The 24,773-nt window shown below is 71.9% G+C and carries 25 protein-coding genes and 1 riboswitch; of the genes, 15 read left to right on the top strand and 10 right to left on the bottom strand.

The genetic code is table 11. The features are described 5' to 3' along the window. Nucleotides 1–28: 28 nt before the first annotated feature. From hpnD to IE134_RS20680, 9 genes are all read left to right on the top strand, one after another. Nucleotides 29–949: a presqualene diphosphate synthase HpnD gene (gene hpnD, locus IE134_RS20720; RefSeq protein ID WP_179888311.1), complete on the top strand. Its 921-nt coding sequence runs from the start codon at nucleotides 29–31 to the stop codon at nucleotides 947–949. A 118-nt stretch (nucleotides 950–1,067) separates the two neighbouring features. Then, nucleotides 1,068–2,453 (top strand): hydroxysqualene dehydroxylase HpnE, encoded by a 1,386-nt coding sequence (hpnE, locus tag IE134_RS20715; protein WP_189431338.1) that lies wholly within the window; start codon nucleotides 1,068–1,070, stop codon nucleotides 2,451–2,453. Then, nucleotides 2,450–3,553, top strand: coding sequence for a polyprenyl synthetase family protein (locus IE134_RS20710; RefSeq protein ID WP_189431336.1), 1,104 nt, complete (start codon nucleotides 2,450–2,452; stop codon nucleotides 3,551–3,553). Before hpnE ends, IE134_RS20710 begins: the two co-directional genes overlap by 4 nt. Before the next feature lie 107 nt (nucleotides 3,554–3,660). Beyond that, nucleotides 3,661–5,661, top strand: coding sequence for a squalene--hopene cyclase (gene shc, locus IE134_RS20705; protein ID WP_032785889.1), 2,001 nt, complete (start codon nucleotides 3,661–3,663; stop codon nucleotides 5,659–5,661). Further along, on the top strand, nucleotides 5,661–6,308 hold the full coding sequence (locus IE134_RS20700) for a phosphorylase family protein (RefSeq protein WP_030711496.1): 648 nt from the start codon (nucleotides 5,661–5,663) through the stop codon (nucleotides 6,306–6,308). The genes shc and IE134_RS20700 overlap by 1 nt, the downstream gene beginning before the upstream one ends. A 5-nt stretch (nucleotides 6,309–6,313) precedes the next feature. Then, on the top strand, nucleotides 6,314–7,333 hold the full coding sequence (gene hpnH, locus IE134_RS20695) for an adenosyl-hopene transferase HpnH (RefSeq protein WP_006128938.1): 1,020 nt from the start codon (nucleotides 6,314–6,316) through the stop codon (nucleotides 7,331–7,333). Next, on the top strand, nucleotides 7,330–8,727 hold the full coding sequence (locus IE134_RS20690; protein WP_030711493.1) for an aspartate aminotransferase family protein: 1,398 nt from the start codon (nucleotides 7,330–7,332) through the stop codon (nucleotides 8,725–8,727). The genes hpnH and IE134_RS20690 overlap by 4 nt, the downstream gene beginning before the upstream one ends. A 63-nt stretch (nucleotides 8,728–8,790) precedes the next feature. Further along, entirely contained in the window at nucleotides 8,791–9,399 is a 609-nt protein-coding gene (locus IE134_RS20685; RefSeq protein ID WP_097948355.1) for a helix-turn-helix domain-containing protein, read from the top strand. A 64-nt stretch (nucleotides 9,400–9,463) separates the two neighbouring features. Further along, complete coding sequence (locus IE134_RS20680) at nucleotides 9,464–9,637, top strand: DUF6126 family protein (RefSeq protein ID WP_179887521.1); 174 nt, start codon at nucleotides 9,464–9,466, stop codon at nucleotides 9,635–9,637. Nucleotides 9,638–9,671: 34 nt separating this feature from the next. Here IE134_RS20680 and IE134_RS20675 read toward each other — a convergent pair whose 3' ends face one another. After that, on the bottom strand, nucleotides 9,672–10,484 hold the full coding sequence (locus tag IE134_RS20675; RefSeq protein ID WP_030711489.1) for a tyrosine-protein phosphatase: 813 nt from the start codon (nucleotides 10,482–10,484) through the stop codon (nucleotides 9,672–9,674). 444 nt (nucleotides 10,485–10,928) lie between these two features. Continuing rightward, nucleotides 10,929–11,089, top strand: a riboswitch (cyclic di-AMP (ydaO/yuaA leader). A gap of 3 nt (nucleotides 11,090–11,092) precedes the next feature. Between IE134_RS20675 and IE134_RS20670 the strand changes: the two genes are divergently transcribed. After that, nucleotides 11,093–12,052, top strand: coding sequence for a LysM peptidoglycan-binding domain-containing M23 family metallopeptidase (locus IE134_RS20670; RefSeq protein ID WP_030711487.1), 960 nt, complete (start codon nucleotides 11,093–11,095; stop codon nucleotides 12,050–12,052). Between the two features lie 162 nt (nucleotides 12,053–12,214). Next, the gene (locus tag IE134_RS20665) at nucleotides 12,215–13,054 is read left to right on the top strand and encodes an SGNH/GDSL hydrolase family protein (RefSeq protein WP_030711485.1); all 840 of its coding nucleotides are present in this window, start codon (nucleotides 12,215–12,217) and stop codon (nucleotides 13,052–13,054) included. 21 nt (nucleotides 13,055–13,075) lie between these two features. On the opposite strand, the gene IE134_RS20660 is transcribed toward IE134_RS20665, so the two are convergent. Genes IE134_RS20660 through IE134_RS20635 form a run of 6 tightly spaced genes read right to left on the bottom strand, consistent with a single transcriptional unit; the run spans nucleotide 13,076 to nucleotide 19,305 of the window. Beyond that, on the bottom strand, nucleotides 13,076–13,993 hold the full coding sequence (locus IE134_RS20660; protein WP_098020381.1) for an STM4011 family radical SAM protein: 918 nt from the start codon (nucleotides 13,991–13,993) through the stop codon (nucleotides 13,076–13,078). A gap of 7 nt (nucleotides 13,994–14,000) precedes the next feature. Beyond that, nucleotides 14,001–15,386 carry an STM4012 family radical SAM protein gene (locus IE134_RS20655; RefSeq protein WP_189431334.1) on the bottom strand — a complete coding sequence of 462 codons (1,386 nt, stop codon included), beginning with the start codon at nucleotides 15,384–15,386 and terminating at the stop codon, nucleotides 14,001–14,003. Continuing rightward, nucleotides 15,383–16,213, bottom strand: a complete 831-nt coding sequence (locus IE134_RS20650) for an STM4013/SEN3800 family hydrolase (protein WP_030711479.1) — start codon at nucleotides 16,211–16,213, stop codon at nucleotides 15,383–15,385. Before IE134_RS20650 ends, IE134_RS20655 begins: the two co-directional genes overlap by 4 nt. Nucleotides 16,214–16,247: 34 nt before the next feature. Then, nucleotides 16,248–17,405: an STM4014 family protein gene (locus tag IE134_RS20645; protein WP_189431332.1), complete on the bottom strand. Its 1,158-nt coding sequence runs from the start codon at nucleotides 17,403–17,405 to the stop codon at nucleotides 16,248–16,250. After that, the gene (locus IE134_RS20640; RefSeq protein WP_189431330.1) at nucleotides 17,386–18,345 is read right to left on the bottom strand and encodes an STM4015 family protein; all 960 of its coding nucleotides are present in this window, start codon (nucleotides 18,343–18,345) and stop codon (nucleotides 17,386–17,388) included. Before IE134_RS20640 ends, IE134_RS20645 begins: the two co-directional genes overlap by 20 nt. Before the next feature lie 6 nt (nucleotides 18,346–18,351). After that, nucleotides 18,352–19,305: an STM4015 family protein gene (locus tag IE134_RS20635; protein ID WP_189431327.1), complete on the bottom strand. Its 954-nt coding sequence runs from the start codon at nucleotides 19,303–19,305 to the stop codon at nucleotides 18,352–18,354. Nucleotides 19,306–19,479: 174 nt separating this feature from the next. On the opposite strand from IE134_RS20635, the gene IE134_RS20630 reads away from it, so the two are divergent. Next, nucleotides 19,480–19,806, top strand: coding sequence for a DUF8820 family protein (locus IE134_RS20630; protein WP_010057996.1), 327 nt, complete (start codon nucleotides 19,480–19,482; stop codon nucleotides 19,804–19,806). 112 nt (nucleotides 19,807–19,918) lie between these two features. Next, nucleotides 19,919–20,920 carry a DUF6745 domain-containing protein gene (locus IE134_RS20625; protein WP_189431325.1) on the top strand — a complete coding sequence of 334 codons (1,002 nt, stop codon included), beginning with the start codon at nucleotides 19,919–19,921 and terminating at the stop codon, nucleotides 20,918–20,920. 108 nt (nucleotides 20,921–21,028) lie between these two features. Here IE134_RS20625 and IE134_RS20620 read toward each other — a convergent pair whose 3' ends face one another. Continuing rightward, nucleotides 21,029–21,670 carry a TetR/AcrR family transcriptional regulator gene (locus tag IE134_RS20620; RefSeq protein ID WP_030711468.1) on the bottom strand — a complete coding sequence of 214 codons (642 nt, stop codon included), beginning with the start codon at nucleotides 21,668–21,670 and terminating at the stop codon, nucleotides 21,029–21,031. Between the two features lie 171 nt (nucleotides 21,671–21,841). Between IE134_RS20620 and IE134_RS20615 the strand changes: the two genes are divergently transcribed. Continuing rightward, nucleotides 21,842–22,282: a PPOX class F420-dependent oxidoreductase gene (locus IE134_RS20615; RefSeq protein WP_098895832.1), complete on the top strand. Its 441-nt coding sequence runs from the start codon at nucleotides 21,842–21,844 to the stop codon at nucleotides 22,280–22,282. Nucleotides 22,283–22,384: 102 nt separating this feature from the next. Continuing rightward, nucleotides 22,385–23,596 (top strand): MBL fold metallo-hydrolase, encoded by a 1,212-nt coding sequence (locus IE134_RS20610; protein WP_030711464.1) that lies wholly within the window; start codon nucleotides 22,385–22,387, stop codon nucleotides 23,594–23,596. Between the two features lie 64 nt (nucleotides 23,597–23,660). Here the strand turns inward: IE134_RS20610 and IE134_RS20605 are convergent, their stop codons facing one another. Together IE134_RS20605 and IE134_RS20600 are read right to left on the bottom strand one after the other, a co-directional pair. Beyond that, nucleotides 23,661–24,125, bottom strand: coding sequence for a MerR family transcriptional regulator (locus tag IE134_RS20605; protein WP_030711462.1), 465 nt, complete (start codon nucleotides 24,123–24,125; stop codon nucleotides 23,661–23,663). Between the two features lie 131 nt (nucleotides 24,126–24,256). Beyond that, a complete protein-coding gene (locus tag IE134_RS20600) occupies nucleotides 24,257–24,757 on the bottom strand; it encodes a hypothetical protein (RefSeq protein ID WP_030711460.1) in 501 nt (166 codons plus the stop codon). Between the last annotated feature and the right edge of the window lie 16 nt (nucleotides 24,758–24,773).

The following is a 24,773-nucleotide window of genomic DNA, read 5'->3' as shown; positions in this document are numbered from 1 at the left end:
CCGGACCGTGGAGGGACAGACGACGTACATGTCGCCGCCGGTGCAGGCCGCATACAGTTACTGCGAAGCCGTCACCGGACAGCAGGCCCGTAACTTCGCCTACGGCATCAGGCTGCTGCCGCACGAGAAGCGGCAGGCCATGTCGGCCCTGTACGCCTTCTCCCGTCGGGTCGACGACATCGGCGACGGGGAGCTGGACGCGGGGACCAAGCGGACCCGGCTGGAGAGCACCCGCGAGCTGCTCGACCGGGTCCGGCACGGCAAGGTCGAGGAGGACGACACCGACCCGGTGGCTGTCGCGCTCGCCGACGCCGCTCGCCGCTTCCCGCTCCCGCTCGGCGGACTCGACGAGCTGATCGACGGCGTCCTGATGGACGTCCGGGGTGCGACCTACGAGACCTGGGACGATCTGAAGACCTACTGCCGTTGTGTCGCCGGAGCCATCGGACGCCTCAGCCTCGGTGTCTTCGGCACCGCGCCGGGTGCCCGCGGGGCCGAGCGCGCCGCGGAGTACGCCGACACCCTCGGCCTCGCGCTCCAGCTGACCAACATCCTGCGCGACGTCCGCGAGGACGCCGGCAACGGGCGCACCTACCTGCCCGCCGACGACCTGGCCAAATTCGGCTGCTCGGCCGGGTTCCACCGGACCACCCCGCCCCCCGGGTCCGACTTCGCGGGCCTCATCCACTTCGAGGTCCGCCGCGCCCGCGCCCTGTTCGCCGAGGGCTACCGGCTGCTGCCGATGCTCGACCGCCGCAGCGGCGCCTGCGTCGCCGCGATGGCCGGGATCTACCGCCGCCTCCTCGACCGGATCGAGAGCGACCCCGAAGCCGTCCTGCGCGGCCGGGTCTCCCTGCCCGGCCACGAGAAGGCCTACGTCGCGGTGCGCGGCCTGTCCGGTCTCGACGCCCGCCACATCTCGCGGCTCACCGCCAGGGGGCGAGCCTGATGCGGCTGCGCGGCTCCGGCCCCGGGGCAACCCTCCGGTGGCCCGGCGCGTCACTGACTGCGACGATCTGCAGGGTGAGGAACCGGCAGACAGCCACGACCCGGCGGGAGGGGCAGACATGAGCGACGAGAGCCCGCGCCCCGTCGGCGTCGTCGTCGGCGGTGGCCTCGCCGGGGTGACGGCGGCGCTCCGCCTCGCCGACGCCGGACTCGACGTGACCCTCCTGGAAGGCCGGCCCCGCCTCGGCGGCCTCGCCTTCTCCTTCCAGCGCGGCGACCTCACCGTCGACAACGGCCAGCACGTCTACCTGCGCTGCTGCACCGGCTACCGCTGGTTCCTCGACCGCATCGACGCCGCGCACCTGGCCCCGCTCCAGGACCGCCTCGACGTGCCCGTGCTGGACGTCGGCCGGACCGCCGGGCCGCGCCTGGGCCGGATCCGCCGCACCGCCCTGCCCGTACCGCTGCACCTGGCGGGCGGCCTCGCCGCCTATCCGCACCTCTCGCTCGCCGAGAAGGCGGCCGTGGGCCGGGCCGCCCTCGCGCTCGGCCGCCTCGACCCCGCCGACCCCGAGCTGGACCGGATCGACTTCGCCACCTGGCTGCGCCGGCACGGCCAGTCCGAGCGCGCCATCGAGGCCCTCTGGGACCTCGTCGGCGTCGCCACCCTGAACGCCACCGCCCCGGACGCCTCCATGGCGCTCGCGGCGAAGGTCTTCAAGACCGGCCTGCTCTCCGACCCCGGCGCGGCCGACATCGGCTGGGCCACCGTCCCCCTCGGCGACCTGCACGACACCCTCGCCCGCAAGGCCCTGGACACCGCGGGCGTCCGCACCGAACTGCGCGCCAAGGCCGGCTCCCTCACCCGCACCGAGGACGGCCGCTGGACCGTGGAGAGCGCGGGGGAGCGGATCACCGCCGACACCGTCGTGCTGGCCGTGCCGCAGACCGAGACCCACGACCTGCTGCCCGCGGGTGCGCTGGACGAGCCGGAGCTGCTGCTCGACATCGACAACGCGCCGATCCTCAACGTGCACGTCATCTACGACCGCACGGTGCTCCGCAGGCCGTTCTTCGCCGCGATCGGCTCCCCGGTCCAGTGGGTCTTCGACCGCACCCACTCCTCGGGCCTGAAGGGCCCCGGGCAGTATCTGGCGGTCTCGCAGTCGGCCGCCCAGGCCGAGATCGACCTTCCCGTCGCCGAACTGCGCTCCCGCTACCTGCCCGAGCTGGAGCGGCTGCTGCCCGCCTCCCGCGGCGCGGGCATCCGCGACTTCTTCGTCACCCGGGAGCGCACCGCCACCTTCGCGCCCGCCCCGGGCGTCGGACGGCTGCGCCCCGGCCCCCGCACCCGGCTGCCCGGCCTCCAGCTGGCCGGGGCCTGGACCGACACCGGCTGGCCCGCGACGATGGAGGGTGCCGTTCGCAGCGGCGCCGCCGCCGCCGACGCGGCCCTCCACGACCTCGGCCGCCCCCCAGGACATCCGCTGCAGGAGGCGGCATGAGCAGTACCACCGGAACAAGAGGAGAGTCTGTGACCCCGGCGAATCCGGCTTTCGACACCGTGGCTGACACCGCGGACGTCACCGCGCTTCTGGAGCGCGGACGAGCCCTGTCAGCGCCGGTCCTGCGGGCTGCCGTGGACCGGCTCGCGCCGCCCATGGACACCGTCGCCGCGTACCACTTCGGCTGGATCGACGCCGAGGGCCGGCCCTCGGACGGCGACGGCGGCAAGGCCGTACGCCCCGCGCTCGCCCTGCTGTCCGCCGAGGCGGCGTGCGCCCCGGCCGAGGCCGGCATCCCCGGCGCCGTGGCCGTCGAACTCGTGCACAACTTCTCGCTGCTGCACGACGACCTGATGGACGGCGACGAACAGCGCCGCCACCGCGACACCGTATGGAAGGTGCACGGCCCCGCCCAGGCGATCCTGGTCGGCGACGCGCTCTTCGCCCTCGCCTACGACCTGCTGCTGGAGCTCGGCACGGTCGAGGCGGGCCGCGCCGCCCGCCGGCTGACCACCGCCACCCGCAAGCTCATCGACGGGCAGGCCCAGGACATCTCCTACGAGCACCGCGAGCGGGTCACCGTCGAGGAGTGCCTGGAGATGGAGGGCAACAAGACCGGCGCCCTGCTGGCCTGCGCCGTCTCCATCGGCGCGGTGCTCGGCGGCGCCGACGACCGTACCGCCGACACCCTGGAGGCGTACGGCTACCACCTCGGCCTCGCCTTCCAGGCCGTCGACGACCTGCTCGGCATCTGGGGCGACCCGGAGTCCACCGGCAAGCAGACCTGGAGCGATCTGCGCCAGCGCAAGAAGTCCCTGCCGGTCGTCGCCGCGCTCGCCGCGGGCGGCGAAGCGTCCGAGCGCCTCGGCGAACTGCTCGCCGCCGACGCCAAGAGCAACGACTTCGACAGCTTCTCCGAAGAGGAGTTCGCCGCCCGCGCGGCGCTCATCGAGGAGGCGGGCGGCCGCGAGTGGACCGCCCAGGAAGCCCGTCGCCAGCACGCGATCGCCATCGAGGCGCTGCACGCCGTCGACATGCCCCACCGGGTGCGGGTGCAGCTCACCGAGCTCGCCGACTTCGTGGTGGTACGAAAGAGATGATCACTTTCTCCATATGACTCGCAGTCGCCGGCCGGCGCCCTCACCGGGGCGCCGGCCGACGGAGACCCCAGCACAGCAGAGAACCGACTGCACGTAAGGGGAAGCTCATGACAGCGACGACCGACGGATCGACCGGGGCCGCGAACATCACCGGGGCTCCCGCCGACGATCCGACCGACACGAGAACCGCCGCCGACGATGTCACCGACGCCGCGCGGCGGGCCGCGGAACGCTCCGTGGAGCACCTCCTCGGCAGACAGGACGAGCAGGGCTGGTGGAAGGGCGACCTCGCCACCAACGTCACGATGGACGCCGAGGACCTGCTCCTGCGCCAGTTCCTCGGTATCCAGGACCCGGAGACCACCCGGGCCGCTGCCCTCTTCATCCGCGGCGAGCAGCTCGGTGACGGCACCTGGAACACCTTCTACGGCGGACCCGGCGACCTCTCCGCCACGATCGAGGCGTACGTCGCCCTGCGGCTGGCCGGGGACCGCCCCGACGAACCGCACATGGCCCGCGCCTCCGGCTGGATCCGGGACCAGGGCGGCATCGCCGCCGCCCGCGTCTTCACCCGCATCTGGCTGGCCCTGTTCGGCTGGTGGAAGTGGGACGACCTCCCCGAACTGCCGCCCGAGCTGATGTTCTTCCCCAAGTGGGTCCCGCTCAACATCTACGACTTCGGCTGCTGGGCCCGGCAGACCATCGTGCCGCTCACCATCGTCTCCGCGAAGCGCCCCGTACGCCCCGCGCCCTTCGCCCTGGACGAGCTGCACACCGACCCGGACCACCCCAACCCGCCCAGGAAGCTTGCCCCGCCCACCAGTTGGGACGGACTCTTCCAGCGCCTCGACAAAGGGCTGCACCTCTACCACAAGGTCGCCCCGCGCCCGCTGCGCCGTATCGCGATGAACGTGGCCGCCCGCTGGATCATCGAACGCCAGGAGAACGACGGCTGCTGGGGCGGGATCCAGCCTCCGGCCGTCTACTCGGTCATCGCCCTGCACCTCCTCGGCTACGACCTCGACCACCCGGTGATGAAGGCCGGCCTGGCCTCCCTCGACCGGTTCGCCGTCCACCGCGAGGACGGCGCCCGCATGATCGAGGCCTGCCAGTCGCCCGTCTGGGACACCTGCCTGGCCACCATCGCGCTGGCCGACGCCGGGCTCAGACCCGACCACCCCGCCCTGGTGAAGGCCGCCGACTGGATGCTCGCCGAGGAGATCACCAGACCCGGCGACTGGTCGGTCCGCAAACCCGAACTGCCCCCGGGTGGGTGGGCGTTCGAGTTCCACAACGACAACTACCCGGACATCGACGACACCGCCGAAGTCGTCCTGGCGCTGCGCCGGGTGCGCCACCCCGACCCCGCCCGGCTGGAGTCCGCCATCGCCCGCGGGGTCCGCTGGAACCTCGGGATGCAGTCCCGCAACGGAGCCTGGGGCGCGTTCGACGCCGACAACACCAGCCCCTTCCCCAACCGGCTGCCCTTCTGCGACTTCGGCGAGGTCATCGACCCCCCGTCGGCCGACGTCACCGGCCATGTCGTGGAGATGCTCGCCGTCGAAGGGCTCGCGAACCACCCCCGCACCCGCGAGGGCATCGAGTGGCTGCTCGCCGAACAGGAGGCGTGCGGCGCCTGGTTCGGCCGCTGGGGCGTCAACTACGTCTACGGCACCGGGTCCGTGGTGCCCGCCCTGATCACCGCCGGACTGCCCGCGGGACACCCCGCGATCCGCCGGGCCGTCGACTGGCTGGAGTCCGTCCAGAACGACGACGGCGGCTGGGGCGAGGACCTGCGCTCCTACCAGGAGGAGAAGTGGATCGGGCACGGTGAGTCCACCGCCTCCCAGACCGCCTGGGCGCTGCTGGCCCTCCTCGCCGCGGGACGCCGGGACACCGCCTCGGTCACCCGGGGCGTCACCTGGCTGACCGAGGCGCAGCAGGCCGACGGGTCCTGGGACGAGCCGTATTTCACCGGCACCGGATTCCCCTGGGACTTCTCGATCAACTACCACCTCTACCGCCAGGTCTTCCCCCTCACCGCACTCGGGCGCTATGTGCACGGCGACCCCTTCGCGGACCGCCCGGACGCCGCCGAGGGGGCCTGATGGGCGATCCGCGAGGGGCCGGGAGCCCCGTGACGCCGCTGCTGGTCGCCTGCGCCCTCGGCATCGAGCAGGTGGCCCTGCGCAGCGGCAGGGGCGCCCCGGGCCCGGTCCGGGTGCTGCGCACCGGAATGGGCCCCCGGGCGGCGGAGGCGGCCGTGGCGCGCCTCCTGGGCCCCGGCGGGGTCCCCGACGCCGCCGTCATCGCCTCCGGCTTCTGCGCCGGGCTCGCCCCGGGGATGCACCCCGGGGACCTCGTCGTCGCCGAGGAGACCCGGGACGCGGACGGCACCACCCCCTGCACGGGCACCGGCGTCCTGGTCGCCGCCCTCACCCGCGCCCTCCCCGGCCGCAGCGTCCACACCGGCCCGCTGACCGGCTCCGACCACGTCGTACGAGGTCCCGAGCGGGCCGCGCTGCGGGCGAGCGGGGCCATCGCGGTCGACATGGAGTCCGCCGCGACACTGCGTACCGCCCTGTGTCACGGACCGCGCCCGGTTGCGGCCGTCCGGGTGGTCGTGGACGCTCCTGAGCATGAGCTCGTCCGTATCGGCACGGTCCGCGGTGGAATATCGGCGTTCCGCGTACTTCGTGCCGTCCTTCCGGCTTTCTATGAATGGCACCGATCTTTACTGCTCCCCAGGAGGTGAGCTAGATGGCCATGCCGCTCCGCCAGACCATCAAGGTTGCGACGTATCTCTTCGAACAGAAGCTCCGCAAGCGTGAGAAGTTCCCGCTGATCGTCGAGCTGGAGCCGTTGTTCGCCTGCAACCTCGCCTGCGAGGGATGCGGCAAGATCCAGCACCCGGCCGGTGTCCTGAAGCAGCGCATGCCGGTCGCCCAGGCGGTGGGCGCGGTGCTCGAATCCGGGGCCCCCATGGTGTCCATCGCCGGTGGCGAGCCGCTGATGCATCCGCAGATCGACGAGATCGTGCGCCAGCTCGTCGCCCGGAAGAAGTACGTCTTCCTCTGCACCAACGCGATGCTGATGCGGAAGAAGCTCGACAAGTTCACCCCGTCCCCGTACTTCGCCTTCGCCGTGCACATCGACGGACTGCGCGAGCGGCACGACGAGTCGGTCGCCAAGGAAGGCGTCTTCGACGAGGCCGTCGCCGCGATGAAGGAGGCCAAGGCGCGCGGCTTCCGCGTCACCACCAACTCCACCTTCTTCAACACCGACACCCCGCAGACCATCATCGAGGTCCTCAACTACCTCAACGACGACCTCAAGGTCGACGAGATGATGATCTCTCCCGCCTACGCCTACGAGAAGGCCCCCGACCAGGAGCACTTCCTCGGCGTCGAGCAGACCCGCGAACTCTTCAAGAAGGCCTTCGCGGGCGGCAACCGGGCCCGCTGGCGGCTCAACCACTCGCCGCTCTTCCTGGACTTCCTGGAGGGCAAGGCGGACTTCCCGTGCACCGCCTGGGCGATCCCGAACTACTCCCTCTTCGGCTGGCAGCGCCCCTGCTACCTGATGAGCGACGGCTACGTACCGACGTACCGTCAGCTCATCGAGGAGACCGACTGGGAGAAGTACGGCCGGGGCAAGGACCCGCGCTGCGCCAACTGCATGGCGCACTGCGGCTACGAACCCACCGCCGTGCTCGCCACCATGGGATCGCTCAAGGAATCCCTGCGCGCGGCACGGGAGAGCGTGGGCGGCAACCGGTGACGGACGGCGGGCCGGGCGGCTTCGACCTCGGACGGCTCCTGGCCGAACGCGGGGCCGAACGGTACGAGCTGCATGCGCGCCATCTGAACCACCAGCTGCCGCGCATGCTGCACACCATCGGCTTCGACAAGGTCTACGAGCGGGCCGAGGGCGCCTACTTCTGGGACGCGGAGGGCAACGACTACCTCGACATGCTCGCCGGGTTCGGCGTCATGGGGATCGGCCGGCACCACCCGGTCGTCCGCAAGGCCCTCCACGACGTGCTCGACGCCCAGCTCGCCGACCTCACCCGCTTCGACTGCCAGCCGCTGCCCGGACTGCTCGCCGAGAAACTGCTGACCCACAGCCCGCACCTGGACCGCGTCTTCTTCGGCAACAGCGGCACGGAGGCGGTCGAGACGGCGCTCAAGTTCGCCCGGTACGCCACCGGGAAACCCAGGGTCCTCTACTGCGACCACGCCTTCCACGGGCTCACCACGGGCTCGCTGTCCGTCAACGGGGAGAGCGGCTTCCGCGACGGCTTCGCCCCGCTGCTCCCCGACACGGCCGTCCCGCTCGGCGACCTCGACGCGCTGCGCCGCGAGCTGAAGCGGGGGGACGTCGCGGCCCTGGTCGTCGAGCCGATCCAGGGCAAGGGCGTGCTCGCCGCGCCGCCCGGTTATCTGCGCGAGGCCCAGGAGCTGCTGCACCGGCACAAGGCGCTCCTGATCGCCGACGAGGTCCAGACGGGCCTCGGGCGTACCGGGGACTTCTTCGCCTACCAGCACGAGGAGGGGGTGGAGCCCGACCTCGTGTGCGTGGCCAAGGCCCTCTCCGGCGGCTATGTGCCGGTCGGCGCGACCCTCGGCAAGGACTGGATCTTCCGCAAGGTCTACTCCTCGATGGACCGGGTCCTCGTCCACTCCGCGAGCTTCGGTTCCAACGCCCAGGCGATGGCGGCCGGGCTCGCCGTCCTGACGGTCATGGAGGACGAGGAGATCGTCGCGAACGCGCGGCGCACCGGCGATTCTCTGCGCGAGCGGCTGGCCGCCCTGGTGGACCGCTACGAGCTGCTGCACGAGGTGCGCGGGCGCGGGCTGATGATCGGCATCGAGTTCGGCCGGCCCTCCTCCCTGAAGCTCCGCAGCCGCTGGACCATGCTCCAGGCGGCCCGCAAGGGTCTCTTCGCCCAGATGGTCGTGGTGCCGCTGCTCCAGAAGCACCGGATCCTCACCCAGGTCTCCGGCGACCATCTGGAAGTGATCAAACTGATCCCGCCGCTGGTCATCGGGGACGCGGAGGTGGACCGGTTCGTGGAGGCGTTCACCTCCGTCATGGAGGACGCGCACAGCGGCGGCGGGCTGATGTGGGACTTCGGCCGGACGCTGGTCAAGCAGGCCGTGGCCAACCGCTGACCTGGCGTTTGCCTCTGAGGCAAGTTATTTGCCTCAGAGGAAAGGTCCTGGCCCAATAGAGGTATGAACCCTCCGGACGAAGGGGTGCCGGACGAGCTCCCCGGCGTCGCCCCCCGACTGCGCGATCTGCGCCGTTCCCGCGGCCTCACCCTGGAGACCGCGGCCCAGCGGGCCGGGCTCTCCCCGGCCCATCTCTCCCGGCTGGAGACCGGCCGCAGGCAGCCCTCGCTGCCGATGCTGCTGGGGCTCGCCCGTATCTACGGTACGACGGTCTCCGAGCTGCTCGGCGAGCAGCCGCCCGAACGGGACGCGATCATCCGCGGCGGCGGCTTCGAGGGGGCGGAGGCCGACGGCTGGATGTACCGGCAGGCGGGCGGCTCCGGCCGCGCGATGCAGGCACTGCGGGTGCGCGTCCCGTACGGCGCCCAGGGCGACCTGGTCCGGGTCCATCCCGGCGAGGAGTGGCTGTACGTCCTGGAGGGCCGGCTGCGGGTCGGGCTCGGCGACACCGTCCACGACCTCGAACCCGGCGACAGCGCCCACTTCGACTCGCTCACCCCGCACCGGATCGCGGCCGTCGACCGCTGCGGCGCGGAGCTGCTCTTCGTCCACTCCCTGCTGCAGAGTCCCGCCGCCGAGCTCTGCCTCGGCAGCGGACTGCACCCGCGCTGACCGGCCGTCCCCGCCGGCCCCACCCTTCACTCCACCGGCCGCGAGGCCGACAGAGAGGACCGTCATGTCCGATTCCGAGCACTACGACCCGCTGGGCCCCGGACGCCGCGTGAACGAGGACCCGCAGGAGAAGCGGATGCCGCGCGGCGTCATCATCCGGCTCTTCGCCTATCTGGTGGCGGGCCACATCGTCGCGGCCTTCCTCTACCTGCTCTTCGTGGTGGCCGGGAGCAAGTGACGGGCCGACCCGGGGTGAGCGGTCGCCGGAGGGGTCAGCCCTCGTCGAGCAGCCGCTCGCGCAGCCGCTCCCGGGTCTCGGCGGAGATCTTCAGCCCCTCGGACAGATAGCGGTCCGCCGTTCCCCAGTTCTCCTCGATGGCCGCGAAGGCGGCCGCGAGATAGGCGGGCCGTGCCCCGAACAGCGGGTCCAGCAGCTCCAGCACCTCGGGCGACATGCCGGCCCCCGACGGGTCGGAGCGCTTCACCTTGTACCGGCGGTGGAGGTCGTTGGACTTGAGGTAGTCCTCCTCGATCGCCTCGGGAACGACGCCGACCGCGAGGAGGGCGACCGCGATCGAGAGGCCGGCCCGGTCCTTGCCCGCCGCGCAGTGCATGAGCGCCGGGACGCTGTCCTCGGCCAGGGCGTGCAGGACCCGGCTGTGCTCGGCGGTGCGGTCCTCGATCGTCGCGCGGTACATCCGGATCATGCGGTCGACGCCCTTGCCGCCCGCGAGGACCGAACGCAGCTGCTCGATGTTCCCGCTGCCCACCAGTCGCCAGAACTCCGCGCCGTCGGCCGGGTCCGAGAGCGGGATGCTGACATTGCGGACACCGGTCAGCTCGATGTCGTATCCGTCGAGCTTGTGGTCGGCGGAGTGGCGGAAGTCGAAGATCGTGTGCAGTCCGAGACCGCCGAGGAAGGCCGCGTCCTCGGCGGTGGCGTGCGCCAGGTGGCCGCTGCGGTAGAGCCGGCCGAAGGCGGTGCGCCGCCCGTCCGTCGTGGGGAGCCCGCCCACATCGCGGAAGTTGCGGACTCCGGTCAGCACGGTCTCTGTCGGCGGGACCTGCGGCACCTGCTGCGTCACGGGGGCTCCTGGGATCTCGGGCGTCGGCGCGGCTCTCCGGCGAGGGCGCTCCCGTGACGATACGACATCGATTCGACGGAAAATCATCACGGTGGCCTCCCCGGCGACGGGTGCCGGGGAGGTCGTGCTGATGCGGCGTCAGGGGCTCCGCTCTCCACATGTCCGTATTGGTGCATTTCGCAGAACATGCCCCGCTAATGGGGGAGATGGGTTTTCGGGGGTGAGCGGGATCATATCCGTGACGGTCCGTGGTGAGCGCGCCGTCGGGCATTCCCGTTGCCCGCACGGAAATCCAAGATCCGTAATCCACGGAGTGTGACGGGAAATCCGGAGCGATATCGAATCGATGATTCCGCCGGGCAACCGATGGCTTGTTCCGCCCGTCCTGACCGGTTTACGGTCACCGTCAATCCGGACGGATCGCCTAATCCTGCCGCCGCCCGGAATTCGCACCCACCCACTCACGTGTGGCAGGAGCGGGGGAACCAGGTAAGCCGCCGATCCGGAGAGATCCGGACCGGCTAGGGGTGAAGTCGCCGCCATGCGACCGGGCATCTCCAGCCCGAACCCGACAGCTCACCTCGCAGGCGCCGGAGAGGAACTTCCCCATGCCCGCAAAGGGTAAGCACCGTCGTCCGAAGTCCGGCCCGATCTCCCGCGGCGTCCTCGCCGCAGGGACCGGCGGCGCCGCACTCGCCCTCCCGCTCATCGGCGCCACCGCCGCGAACGCCGCGGGCCAGACCGCCCCGGCCGCCAAGCCGGCCGCCGCCTCGGTCGCCGCCGCGCACACCGCTCCGGCCGCCGCCCCCGCCGCGTCGAAGGCCGCCCCGAAGACGTACGCCGTGGTCGCCGGCGACTACCTGGCGAAGATCGCCTCCGAGCACCAGCTCAAGGGCGGGTGGGAGAAGCTCTACCAGGACAACCGCTCCACCGTCGGCGACAACCCCAGCCTGATCCACCCGGGCATGAAGCTGACCCTCGGCGCCAAGGGCTCCGCCCCGGCCGAGAAGTCCGCCGCTCCCAAGGCCGCCCCGAAGAAGGCCGAACCGGCTCCGAAGGCCGCGCCGACGGAAGAGGCACCGAAGGGCGACACCATCTCCGCCGACGACTCCGAGGGCTCCGGCGCCTCGGCGCAGACCGGCTCCTCCGAGGCCACCGGCTCCGGCTGGTCCGCCCCGCTGGCCAGCGCCAACGTCACCACCCAGTACCGCGCTTCCGGTGCCAGCTGGTCCAGCGGCTACCACACCGGCTCGGACTTCCAGGCCGCCTCCGGCACCCCCGTACTCGCCATCGGCCCGGGCACCGTCGTCTCGGCCGGCAACAGCGGCTCGTACGGCAACGAGGTCGTCATCAAGCACGAGGACGGCATGTACTCCCAGTACGCCCACCAGTCCTCGCTGAACGTCTCGGTCGGCCAGACCGTCACCGGCGGCCAGCAGATCGGCCTCTCCGGTTCCACCGGCAACTCCACCGGCCCGCACCTGCACTTCGAGGTCCGCACCGGCCCGAGCTACGGTTCGGACGTCGACCCGATCGCCTACCTGCGTCAGCACGGCGTCTCCGTCTGACCGAGCGGCGACGAGAAGTGTCCGAGGGGCGGTGCGCGGCGGCGCACCGTCCCTCGCTTTATTCCGGGTTTACCGAAAACTGACCGGGTGGTCTATCTCACCACCCGTCAACCCCGTATTACGGTCGCGTAGGTCACATCGGACGATGCAGGATACGTCCTTGTGGCAGTCGATTCGAGAAACAACCAGCAGCACATCATCGGGTCGTACGCGGCGATCGGCGACAGTTTCACCGAGGGCGTCGGCGACCCTGGCCCCGGCGGGACCTTTGTCGGGTGGGCGGACCGCTTCGCGGTGCTTCTCGCCGACCGGCTCCCGGCCCCCGACCCGGCCGGCCCCGAGGGCGCCCCGTTCGAGGACTCCCCGCACGGGGACTTCCGCTACGCCAATCTCGCCGTACGAGGACGCCTCCTCGACCAGATCGTCGAGGAACAGGTCCCGCGCGCCAAGGAACTGGCCCCCGACCTGGTCACCTTCTGCGCGGGCGGCAACGACATCATCCGGCCCGGCACCGACCCCGACGATCTCGCCGAGCGCTTCGAGCGGGCCGTCGCCGATCTGAGCAACGCCGTCGGCAGGGTCATGGTCACCACCGGCTTCGACACCCGGGGCGTTCCGGTGCTGCGCCACATGCGCGGCAAGATCGCCACGTACAACGTCCATCTGCGGGCCATCGCCGACCGCTACCAGTGCCCCGTGCTGGACCTGTGGTCGCTGCGCTCCGTCCAGGACCGCCGCGCGTGGGACGCCGACCGGCTGCACCTGTCGCCCGAGGGACACACCCGCGTCGCGCTCCGTGCCGCCCAGGTCCTCGGCCACGAGGTGCCCGCCGACCCCGACCAGCCCTGGCCGCCGCAGGCCCAGCGCCGCCCCTTCGACGAGCGGCGCGACAACATCCAGTGGGCCCGCGAATACCTGGTGCCCTGGATCGGCCGACGGCTGCGCGGCGAGTCCTCCGGCGACCACGTCGAGGCCAAGCGCCCGGACCTGCTGCCGCTGTAGCAGGTCCCTCCGGGGTCCTGCTCAGGGCTCCAGCAGAGGAAGCGCACGCCGGGACGGGTTCGGCACGACGAGCCCGTCCGGCGGCGTGCCCGTGCCGTAGGCGGCCGGTATCCGCTCCAGGACACCGCCGGCGAACACGTCGTACAGCGGCAGCGACTCCAGATGCACATAGCCGATGTGGCAGTCGCACACGGCGAGCGGACACGCCCGCGGGCCGAGCGCCCGGCGGTAGCTGCCGTCGTAGAGGTTGCCCAGCTCCGCCTTGACGAAGTGACAGCGCCGCACCGTGCCGTGCCCGTCCACCGAGATCACCGACTCGCCCGTCCGGCAGGGCAGCCCCGCCGAGCGGTGCGGATCACGGCTGTAGGGGAACAGCGGATCCAGTTCCGTCCAGCGCGCCGCCTCCTCGTCGGTGTACGTGTGCCCCTCGGCGGCGTTCACCCAGAGATAGACCGCGTCCGGAAGCTCCGCCCGCAGTCGCCGCGCCTCGTCGAGATGCTCGTCGAACCCCACCACACCCACGCTGTAACGGATGCCCCTCGCCGACAGATCCCGGCATTTGCCCAGAAACCGGTCGTACGGGGTCTGCCCCGGGTGGTACGTGCACCAGAGCGCGATCCGCTCCGGATCGGCGTCCGCCAGCCAGTCGGTGCGGCCGCTCAGGTTCGTCTGGATCGCGACCCGCTCGATGTGCGGCAGCAGCGACAGCTCGGTCAGCGCCCGCCGGTACCAGGAGCGCATTAGACCCTCGCCCCACGGCGTGAACAGCACCGACAGCCGGTCGGCCGTCTGCGCCGCGGCCCAGCCGGTGAACCGCTCCAGCGCCTCCCGGTCCGCCGTGAGCTGCGCGCGGCTGTCCCGCCGCTTGGCGAACGGGCAGTAGGGGCAGTCGTAGTCGCAGGAGGCGAGCGGTCCCCGGTAGAGAATCGTCAGGTCCACGGGCCGGTCACTTCCTCTCGTACGCGGCCATCGCCGCCCGCACCCCGGGGGAGAACAGCGCGGGACCCAGCGCGTCGGAGTGGGCGAGGCCCGACGGCGACAGCCTCAGCAGACCGTCCGGCGCCGACGCGTCGAGCCAGCCCAGGGCCGCGAACCCCGCCAGCTCGACCCCGAAGTCCGCGCCCGGATCCGTGCCGAACTGAGCCCGGTACTCCGCCACCGGCAGCCCCGCCGCCTGGAGCAGCGACTGCAGCAGATGCCGCCGGCGCGCCTCGTCCGCGTCGACGTACCGGCCGACCTCGGCCCGGGAGAAGTCCTCGGTGGCGGTGAAACGGTCGATGATCGACCGGATCTCCCGCATGTCCACCGCGTAGTCGAAGGAGTAGTGGAGGGCGGAGGTGTACGAACGGGCCCCGCAGCCCAGGCCGATCATGCCGTCGGTCTGGCAGGCGTAGTCCTCCGGGCCCTCCTGCTCACGCGGGGCGTCGGTCCGCCGGAACATCCGCATCGACACCTGCTCGTAGCCGTGCGCCAGCAGATGGTCCCGCCCCGCCGCGTACAGCCGCAGCCGCTGCTCGTCCCAGGCGGCGTCCTCCAGGGCCTGCGCCTCCGGTCCGGTCACGGCCGGACCGAGGCGGTGCAGACCGGTGAGCGGGCGCACGTACAGCGGATAGAGATACAGCTCTTCCGGCCGCCAGGCCAGCGCCGCGTCCAGCGAGGCGAGCCAGCTGCGCTCGGTCTGCCCGTCGATGCCGTAGATCAGGTCGATGTTCAGCACGGGGATCCGGGCGTTACGGATCCGGCCGAGCGCCGCTTCCACGTCGGCGCGGCGCTGCGGACGGACGGCTGCCCTGGCCTCCTCGTTCACGAAGCTCTGCACACCGATGCTGATCCTGGTCGTTCCCCGGTCGGCCAGCACCGCCAGCCGGTCGGCGGTGGCGGTGGAGGGCGAGGTCTCCACCGACAGCGGGACCGCGCTCAGGTCGGCGCCCATCCGCTTCTCCGCTATGTCGCAGAGCCGCTCCAGCTCCCCGGCGGTGAGGAAGGTCGGCGTCCCGCCGCCGAACGCCGCCGCCGCGAACCGCACCGGCTCCTCGTCGCCCAGTGCCTCCCGCACCGCCAGGGCCTGCCGGTCCAGTGCGTCCAGATAGCGCGTCGTCAGCTCCTCGGGCGCGCCGATCCGGGTGAAGAGATTGCAGAAGCCGCAGCGGACCTCGCAGAACGGTATGTGGAGATAGAGGGAGAGCGCGTCCTTCGGCTCCGCCGCCCAGAGCGACCGCAGGGCCGGGCGGTCCGCCAGCGGCCGGTAGGCCGTCTTGTGCGGATAGGCGTAGACGTAGCTCTCGTACGGCCGGACGGCGGGCAGCGCGGGGGTGCCGGTGGTGATCGTCATCGGGCGGCCTCCGGCTCCGGCGTTACGGGTGGTTCGAGGAAGAAGTGGGCGTACGGGACGGTCCAGACGGCCGGGTGGCCGAGCCGGTGACCGGTGTAGCCGTCGTCGCCGTAGGCGGTGCCGTGGTCCGAGCAGACGATGGCGAAGCACCGGCGGCGGCTGCTCGCGGCGGCGAAGAGCCGGCCGATGTGCCGGTCCACATATTCCAGGGCCGCCGCGTGCGTGGCCCGGGAGTCGCCCGCCTCGCGGGTCGCGCCGGGCAGATGGAACCAGTTCGGCTGGTGCAGGGCGGACACGTTGACGAAGAGGAACAGCCGCTGCTCGCGGGGGAGCGTCGCGACGACCTTCTCCGCCCGCGCCACCTGCTCCTCGAACGAGGTGGGCGAGGCGACGCCGAAGCCGGGCTCCCAATGGCTCTCCTGGAACATTCCGGGCAGCACCGAACCGAGCGGCCCTTGACGGTTGAAGAAGCCGACCCCGCCGATACACACCGTGCGGTATCCCTCGGCGGCCAGCCCCGACACCAGATCCGGGGTGTCGAACACGAACGTGCCGTCCGCCGTCGTCTCACTGCCCGCGAACCGCGCCGCGAACAGCCGCGGGTGCGGTCCGGGGGAGGCGGGCGTCGGCAGGAACCCGGCGAACATCGCCTGGTGCGAGGCGTAGGTGAAGCTGCCCGGCGCGTGCCGCTCCTCCCAGCCGCCGCCGGGCAGATGCCGGGCGAGGTTGGGTATGCGCCCGGCGGCCGCCAGCTCGACGGCGACGTCGTGGCGCAGGGTGTCCAGGGTGACCAGCAGCAGATCGTGGCTGCCCACGACCTCGCTCATATCGGGTCGGCCGGATTCAAGGGGTGTGGCGGGGTCAGGAAGCGGTGACGGCACGGTGGTTCCTTGCTCGGTCCAGTACGGCGGCGACCTGCGCCGCATAGGTGTCCAGGCCCTCGGCGCCGCTGCCCGGCAGACCGGTCAGTCCGGGCAGCAGATCGCCGAAGGCGTTGACCTCGCCGACGGCGAAGCGCCGCCAGCCGGCCGTGGGCAGGAGGTCGACGCCCACACAGGGCGTTCCGGGGAAGCAGGCCGCCGCCCGCTCGCACATCGCCAGCGCATCGCGCCAGCAGCCGCCCGCCGCCGCCACGGCGGACCGGACCTCGTCGAGGTCGCCGCGCGCGCCGCCGAGATGCAGATTGGTCATGGGGCTCGTGCTCGTCCGCACCACGGCGTGCGTCGCCCGGCCGTCGACCACCACGATCCGCAGATCCGCGGCCCGGCCCCGCTGGGACGCCTTCGGGAGCCAGCGCTCGATGTGCAGTCCGTCCGGGGCCAGCGCGTCCACGACCGCGCCGACCTCCCGCTCCGAGATGTAGCGCCTGACCCGCAGCGAATTGAACAGCCGCCCCGAAGCGTCCCGTTCCACCGAAGTGCTCGCCCGGACCCGGCCGGGACCCGCCGTCTCCACCGCCAGCACCCCGGAGGCGGAGGAGCCGTGCGCGAGCTTCACGAACGCCCGGGGCATGCGGTGCTCACGCAGCAACTCCCGTACGTCGGACCAGCCGCGCACCGGGGCCCCCGCCGGTCCGGAGGTCGGCGAAGCGGGCACGGGGACCCCCGCCCGGTCGAGCAGCCCGTGGCACAGCCGTTTGTCGAAGAGCACGGCGATATCGGTGGGGGAGCCCAGCACCTCGGCACCCGCTGCGGACGCCGCACCGGCCACGGCCTCCACCGCCGCGGTGAAGTGGGCGTACCACCGGGCCGAACCCTCCACCCGGGTCGGGTCGTCGACCCCGCGGAGCAGCCGGTCCACCTCGGCGTCCTCACCTGGCGAATCGATCCGCACGCTCTCGCCGGGGGCGAACTCCGCATCCCCGCGCAGCACCTGGAGCCAGGGCACGACCCGTGCCGCCGGCAGACCGGCGGACCGGACGGCCTCCTCGAAGAAGGCGACCCGCCGGTTGTCCGGGTTGCCGACGACCGCGAAGCGCGGCTCCGGGCCGCCCCCGCCGTTACTCGCTGACCGCGACATAGCGTTCCGGTTCGTCGTCCTCGTCGTCCGGGTCCGCGTAGTCGTCCTCGGCCTCGCCGGCCTCGACGAGGGCGGGCGCGCACGCGGTCGTGATGCGGTCGACCATCGGGTCGGTGAGGTAGTGATGGCGCAGGTCGAGCAGGGACAGGTGGCTCAAGGGCTGACCGTTGAGCAGCGCCTCACCGCCGGTGTCGCTCAGCGTGCCCATGGACAGCGCCAGGGACTCCAGCTGGGCGACGACCGGAGCCGATCCCACGGCGGCGGCGATCTCGTCCTGGAACTCGCTGTTCTGCAGCCCCAGATGGCGCAGCCGCGGAAACAGGCCGCCCGCCAGGACCGGCCGGACGTCCTCGATCGTCGCGTCGCCGCCGTACCACGTACTGCCGAACCACAGCTCCAGTCGCTCCAGCGCGGGCAGTTCGCTCGCGGTGACCGCCCGCACCAGCTCGCCGGGCAGGCCACCGGACTCGAAGCGCAGCGACTTCAGCGCCGTATGGCGCAGCGGCCGCAGCGCGAGCCCCTCCTGGCCGCAGCCGCGCACGCCGAACTCCTCCAGCGACGGCAGCGCTTCGAGTACCGGAGTGATGTCGCACATCTTCAGCCAGGACACCTCGCACTCCTCGCCCACCACATCGGCGAGGAAGAGCGCACGCAGGGCCGGGAAGCGGTCGGCGTGGGAGACGATCAGCTGCGCCACCGGATCGAACGGCGTGTACTCGTCGTGCCACCAGGCGCCGATGACGAGAGCCCGGACCCGGGTCGTGTCCACGGTCTCCAGGAACTGCTCCCACAGAGCGGCGAAGCCGGCGTCCTCCCCGTAGTCGCACACCAGCCGCCAGGCCACCGAGTCGGCGGCGGGCAGGGTGCCGGACGACGGCTCCGGAGGGTGGACCGGCAGCCCGTGGAAGCGCTCCAGATGCTCAATGCCGAGATACGTCATGTCGCTCTACTCCGATACCGCGGTGTAGCGGCCCTCGGCGCCCCGGTCGCCCCACGGCTCGCACTTCTCCGAGAGGTTGACCCGGACCCCGTGGGGCTCCAGGGCGGAGCGGACCCGCTCCGCCATCGCCTCGCTGAGGAAGTGGTGGTGGAGATCGAGGACTTCCAGGTGGGTCAGCGGCTGCCCTTCCAGCAAGGCGGCCGCCCCCTCGTCGCCCAGCGTCCCGTTGGACAGGTCGAGCACCCACAGCCGGGCGACGACCGGCGCCGAGGCGATGGCGGCGGCGATCTCGTTCTGGATCTCGCTGTTGCGCAGGCCCAGGTGGTTCAGCCGGGGGAAACGGGTGCCGGCTAGCAGCGGAGCGAGGTCGGCGACGTCGGTGTTCCCCTCGTAGGCGGAGACCCCGAGCCAGAGGTCCAGCCGCTCCAGCGCGGGCAGTTCGCTGTCCAGCACCCCGCGCACCACCTCGACGGGCAGCCCGCCCGCCTGGATCGTCAGCGACCGCAGCCCCTCGTGCTTCGCCGGCGGGAACACCAGATCCGAGCCGCCGCGCACCCCGAGCTCCGTCAGCGCCGGGAAGGCGGCCAGCAGCGCCGTCACATCCGACTGCTGGATCCAGGTGATCTCGGCCTCCTCCGCCTCCAGATCACCGACGAACACCGCCTCCAGCGAGGTCAGCCGGTCGGCGGCGGCGATCACCAGGCCGATCGGCACGGAGGAGTTCTCCTCGTACGCCTCGCCCCACTGACCGATGATCAGGGCCCGGACCCCGGTCGGGTCGACCTCGTTGAGGAAGTGAGCGAACTCCTCCTCCCAGGAACGGTCCTCGTCGCCGTACGGATCTACGGAGACGCGCCAGGCCGCGGCATCTGCGGCGGGCCGGGAGCCGCCGTCGGTCGTGTGCTGGAAGTCGACGGCCGGAAGGCCGCCGAACTCGTGCAGATGCTGCGCACCGTACATGGCCCTGAGCTCCTGATCCTGGGGACTGCTGTTGCCGCAAGGTCTATCAAGCCGCACTGACAACGCCGCGACCGGGACCCGCCCACGGCCGTCGCCGGAGGCCGTTGTCAGACCCTGCCCGTAGCGTTTTTCGCAGGGTCGGCACAGCGGGTGCCGCGACGAGGGGAGACGTCCGTGTACCGGCAGGGCGATGTACTGATCATGGAGCTGGACGAGTCGGCGGTGCCCGCCCCCTTCCTGGAGGCTCCGGGCGAACTGCGCGACGGGCGGGGCCGGCTGGTGCTCGCGCTGGGTGAGGTCACCGGACACGCGCACGCCGTGCAGGGACCCGGCCGGCTGATCCGGGAAGCGGGCCAGTTCGGCCCGATGCTGCTCCATCTCCCCGAGGGCGGCCGGGTGGTGCACGAGGAGCACGCGGTGATCCCGCTGCCCAAGGGCTGGTTCCGCGTCGTGCGCCAGCGGGAGTACGCACCGGGCGCGGTCCGCATCGTGGCGGACTGACCGTTCCGCCGTGCCGGAGCACGCACGGCGGAACGGTCAGAGCGAACACGGCCGACACAGCCAGCACAGCCTTCCAGAACAGATCGAGCACAGCAGGGGACGGGGACAACCGATGCAGAACGTGAACACCTGGCGGAGCGTGGCGGCGGCGACCGGCCGGGCGGACCGGGCGGCGGCCGAGGCCGGGGTGCGGCGCGCCTACCGCACCGCCGGACTGGCCGAGCCGGACCGGATCATCTGGGCCGCATCGCCCCGGGCCGCCGTCGAGACGGTCGAGAAGCTGACCGACGCCGGACGGTCGGTGCGCGAGGAGGTCCGCACCCGCCCCTGGGCGGACGAGCGCCGCCGGATGTACGTCGAGCTGGGCCCGGCGGGCTGGTCGGCGCTCTGGTCCGCCACTGGAGCGCAGCTGTGGGAGACCACGGCCGCGCTAGCCGAGCGGATACGGACCGGTGTCGTCGCCGACCTGGCACCCCGGCCCCAGGACGAGGGGGCCGTCCGGCTCGTGCTCCTGGACGCGGTGCTCGGCCAGCACGACGCCGCCTGGCTCGCCGCCTTCGACGGGCACGGCGACCGGCTCGCGGGCCTGGCGGAGGTCGCCCGCAACGCCGGCTGGTGGTGGCCCTACGAGAACGCCGTGGTCATCACCGAGCGGCCCGACGTCCTCCACCGCGACGAGGCGGGCCGGCTCGACCACGGGGAGGGGCCGGCACTTGCGTACGGGGACGGGTTCGCCCTGCACGCCTGGCGCGGCATGCCCGTGCCCGCCGCGTTCCTGGACGAGCTGTCCTCCCTCACCCCCGAGCGGATCCGCGCCGAGGAGAACGCGGAACTGCGCCGGGTGATGCTGGAGTACTACGGCTACGACCGGTATCTCACTGAGTCGGGCGCCGAGCCCGTCCACCGCGACGAGACGGGCATCCTCTGGCGCATCGCCCTCGACGGCGACGAGGACGTGGTGATGGTCGAGGTGGTCAACTCCACCCCCGAGCCGGACGGCACGTACCGCACCTACTGGCTGCGTGTGCCGCCCACCACCCGGACGGCGAAGGACGGGGTGGCCTGGACGTTCGGGCTGGAGGGGGCGGCCTACGCACCGGTGCGCCAGACCTGACCCGGAGGCCGGTCGGCCTCGCCCGGGGGCCAGGGCGATGAGGGGGCGGCGAAGGGCCGGCCGGTCAGCCGTCGGCCGGGGGCGAGGGAGCGACGAGGGGCCGGCCGGTCAGCCGTCGGCCGGGGAGCCCGCGACCGGCGCTCCGGTCAGCTCGGCGAGGTCGATGCCCAGCTCGCGGGCGAGCGCCTCGTCGGTCCACCGCAGCATCGTGGTCCGGGAGAGCGGACCGGCGTACGACGTCGTCTGCACCGCCATCCCGTCCAGCAGGGCGGTCAGCCGCCAGGCCGCCGAACGGGGGTCCTCGCACCGGAACTCTCCGGCGGCGGCGCCCTCCTCGATGACCTGGGCCAGCTCCGTCTTCCACTGCTGGTCGAGGTCGCCCGCGACCTCACGGAGGGCGGGGTCGCGCAGCGATGCGGCCCAGCCCTCGATCCACAGCCGCCAGCCCTTGGCCGTGCCGGTCGGCGCGTACCACCGCACGGCCGCGCGCAGCCGGCGTACGGCGGTGGTCCGGCGGGCCAGCAGCTTGCGGAGGTGGGCGAGATCGGCCTCGGCCGCGTACGCGAACGCCGCCGCGACCAGCTTCTCCTTGGTCGAGAAGTGGTAGAGGACGAGCGCGTTGCTCACGCCCAGCACCGAGGCCACATCGGCGATCCGCACGGACGAGACCCCGCGGACCTCGATCTGCTCGACCGCCGCGCGCAGCAGCTCCTCACGGCGCTCCGCCACGTTCAACCGGACTCTTGCCACCGGGACACCCTAACGAATGGGCCAGGTCAGCGACGGCACGGACGATGGCCGGTGACCGGCGGCGGCATGGGAAACGGACATTCACCAGGAGGACGTAACGGGGGGCCACGGATGTGACAGGACCGGGTGGGGGACCGGAATCCTCCGGCCGGTTCGGACGTTGCATTCTGCATGACGCGAATCGAATCGGACCGCGAAGCGCTGCTCCGTCTCCTCGGCGAGCAGGACGGCGGTGTCCTGGTCACCCTGAAGCAGGACGGACGCCCCCAGCTGTCCAACGTCAACCACGCCTACTACCCCGAGGAGCAGGTGGTCCGCGTCTCGGTCACCGAGGGCCGGGCCAAGACCCGTAACCTGCGGCGCGACCCCCGGGCGAGCTACCACGTCACGAGCGACGACCGCTGGGCGTGGACCGTCGCCGACGGCACTGCCGAGCTGACCCCGCCCGCCGAGACCCCCGACGACGCCACCGTGGAGGCCCTGATCACGCTCTACCGGGACGTCCGGGGCGAGCACCCCGACTGGGACGACTACCGGCGGGCCATGGTCGAGGACCGCAGGGTCCTGCTCACCCTGCACATCGACCACGTGTACGGGCAGCCGCGTGGCTGAGACCCCCGTCGGCCGGACCGGCTGCCCCGTTCAGCATCTTCTGGTCGCCCTGTCGTACGGGCCGACCATAATGAAACGACACCGACTCCCTCAGGAGATGTTGTGACCGGCGCTGACTACCTGCTTCCGCTCCGTACGAAACTGCGCTCGATGCGCACCGAGTCCTTCGGGGCCGATCCGGCCGGAGCGCGGATGGAGCGCATCCGCCGCTCGCCCCATTTCGTCGACGGTGCGTTCCAGAACCCGGTGGGGGCCCGGATCAGGCCCTCCGGCTCCACCGTCGAATTCGCCAAGACCTATTTCCAGAAAGAACAGCGGGCCCTCAGGACGCCGAACGGCGGCGTACCCGTCCACCCCACGACGCTCGCCGATCTGGCCGCGCCGCCCGTCAGCGGGCTCCGGCTGACCTGGATGGGCCATTCCAGCGTGCTGGCCGAGATCGACGGCCGGCGGATCCTGTTCGACCCGGTCTGGGGCGATCGCTGTTCCCCGTTCCCGTTCGCCGGACCCAAGCGGCTGCACCCCACTCCGCTGTCGCTGGCCGCGCTCGGACCCGTCGACGTGGTCGTGATCTCCCACGACCACTACGACCACCTCGACCTGCCGACGATCCGCGCCCTGGCCGGCACCGACACGGTCTTCGCCGTTCCGCTCGGTGTCGGAGCACATCTGGAGCGCTGGGGCGTGCCCGCCGCCCGGATGCACGAGCTCGACTGGAACGAGACCGCGACGGTCGCCGGGATCAGCCTCACCGCCACCCCCGCACGCCACTTCTGCGGGCGCGGGCTGCGTAACGGGCAGCACACCCTCTGGGCGTCCTGGGTCGTCGCGGGCCCGGAGCACCGGATCTACCACAGCGGGGACACCGGCTATTTCCCCGGCTTCCGGGACATCGGCGCCGAGCACGGCCCCTTCGACGCCACCATGATCCAGATCGGTGCGTACTCGGAGTACTGGCCGGACATCCACATGACCCCCGCCGAAGGCATGCGCGCCCACCTGGACCTCCAGGGCGGCCGCCCGCACGGTGTGCTGCTCCCGATCCACTGGGGCACGTTCAACCTGGCGCCGCACGCCTGGGCGGAGCCGGGTGAGTGGACGAAGGACGCCGGTGAGGAGGCGGACCAGCCGGTGGCGTTCCCCCGCCCGGGCGAGCCGTTCGAGCCGGCCGGGATCCTCCCCGTGGAGCCCTGGTGGCGGGCCCTGTCGCCCGTGCTCGCCCGCCCGTGGCGCCTCTCCGGGGAACAGACCGGGTCCGGCCGCGGGCCCGCACCGGCGGCGCGGGGCGATCTCGACCTCGCAGGGGAGCGCTGACCGCGCGCAGGACGTACGGCTGGGGGCCGCCGCCGGGATCGCCCGGCGGCGGCCCTTCGTCGACTCAGCCGAGCCGGGACACCGCGTAGACCTCGATCGCGTCCCGCTGGAACTCTGCCAGCCCCGGGGTGATGGCCTCGTACGCCGCGCGCCAGTCCTCGTTCTCCACGCAGGATCGCCCGATCGCCCGGTACTCGTCGGCCGACACGGCGTGCAGGGACGTGAGCGCCCGGTACTGCGCGTCGATCTCGGCCTGCACGGGCTGCGCGTCCGCAGGGGCGCCGCCGGCAGCGTCGTCGATGCCCGTGTCGACCTGGTCGGCGAGGACTCTGCCGATCTCCGGCAGCCCGACGCCCAGCTTCCGCAGCACGAGGATCTGCTGCAGCAGCAGAAGCTGGTGCTCCTCGTAGTAGCGGTGGCCGTTGGAGCCGATCCGGGCCGGCGGCAGCAGACCGATCTCGTCGTAGTGCCGCAGAGTCCGGGCGGTCACCCCCGACATACGGGCCACCTCGGAGATCGGCCAGTCCATCGCCACGTCCTCACTCCCTGACGAGCACTCCCTCACGAGCGCCTCACCGGGCCGGCTTCTCCGGCCCTGGTCATGACCGTAGAAGCTGCCGCAGCGGCAACTTCAAGCCCGGATCCGCGCAGGTCGGGCGCTCAGCACCGGCCTTCCTCGACGGTGACGGAGAGGCTGACCTCGATACTGGTCAGCACCGCCTCGGGTTCCGGCGGCGACACGCTCAGGCAGAACGCGGCGTCGACGTCCTTCGCGGTGACCTCGAACAGGTCGACCGAGGGGTCCGCGTCCTTGTCGTAGGGATCGTCCGCTTCGTCGACGTACACCCCGCTGCCGGACGTGGGGCCCTCGCCGCTCTCCTCCACGGCGTCGCGGATCAGGCTCTGGTAACCGCCGGTCCATGAGTCCAGCGTTCGCGGTGTTGCCTCCAGGTCGCGGACTGCCGCGTGCACGGCGTCGCGCAACTCGCCCTCGCTCCAGGAAGAACTCGCGCGGAGGGAGTACATGGCTACGGCGGCGAACAGCAGGGAGCCGATGATGAGGCCCATCCCGACCGGATTTCTCGGGTTGTAGACATAGCGACTTGTTCCCCAGTTCGAGCGGATGAATATCGGCTCGTCGCCGTCTTGGCCCCTGCTCATGCCCGGAGCCTAGTTG

Source organism: Streptomyces rubiginosohelvolus, assembly GCF_014649875.1.
Taxonomy (GTDB): Bacteria; Actinomycetota; Actinomycetes; order Streptomycetales; family Streptomycetaceae; genus Streptomyces; species Streptomyces rubiginosohelvolus.
Note: the sequence above shows the minus strand (reverse complement) of the source record. Positions and strands in the feature narration are given on the sequence as shown.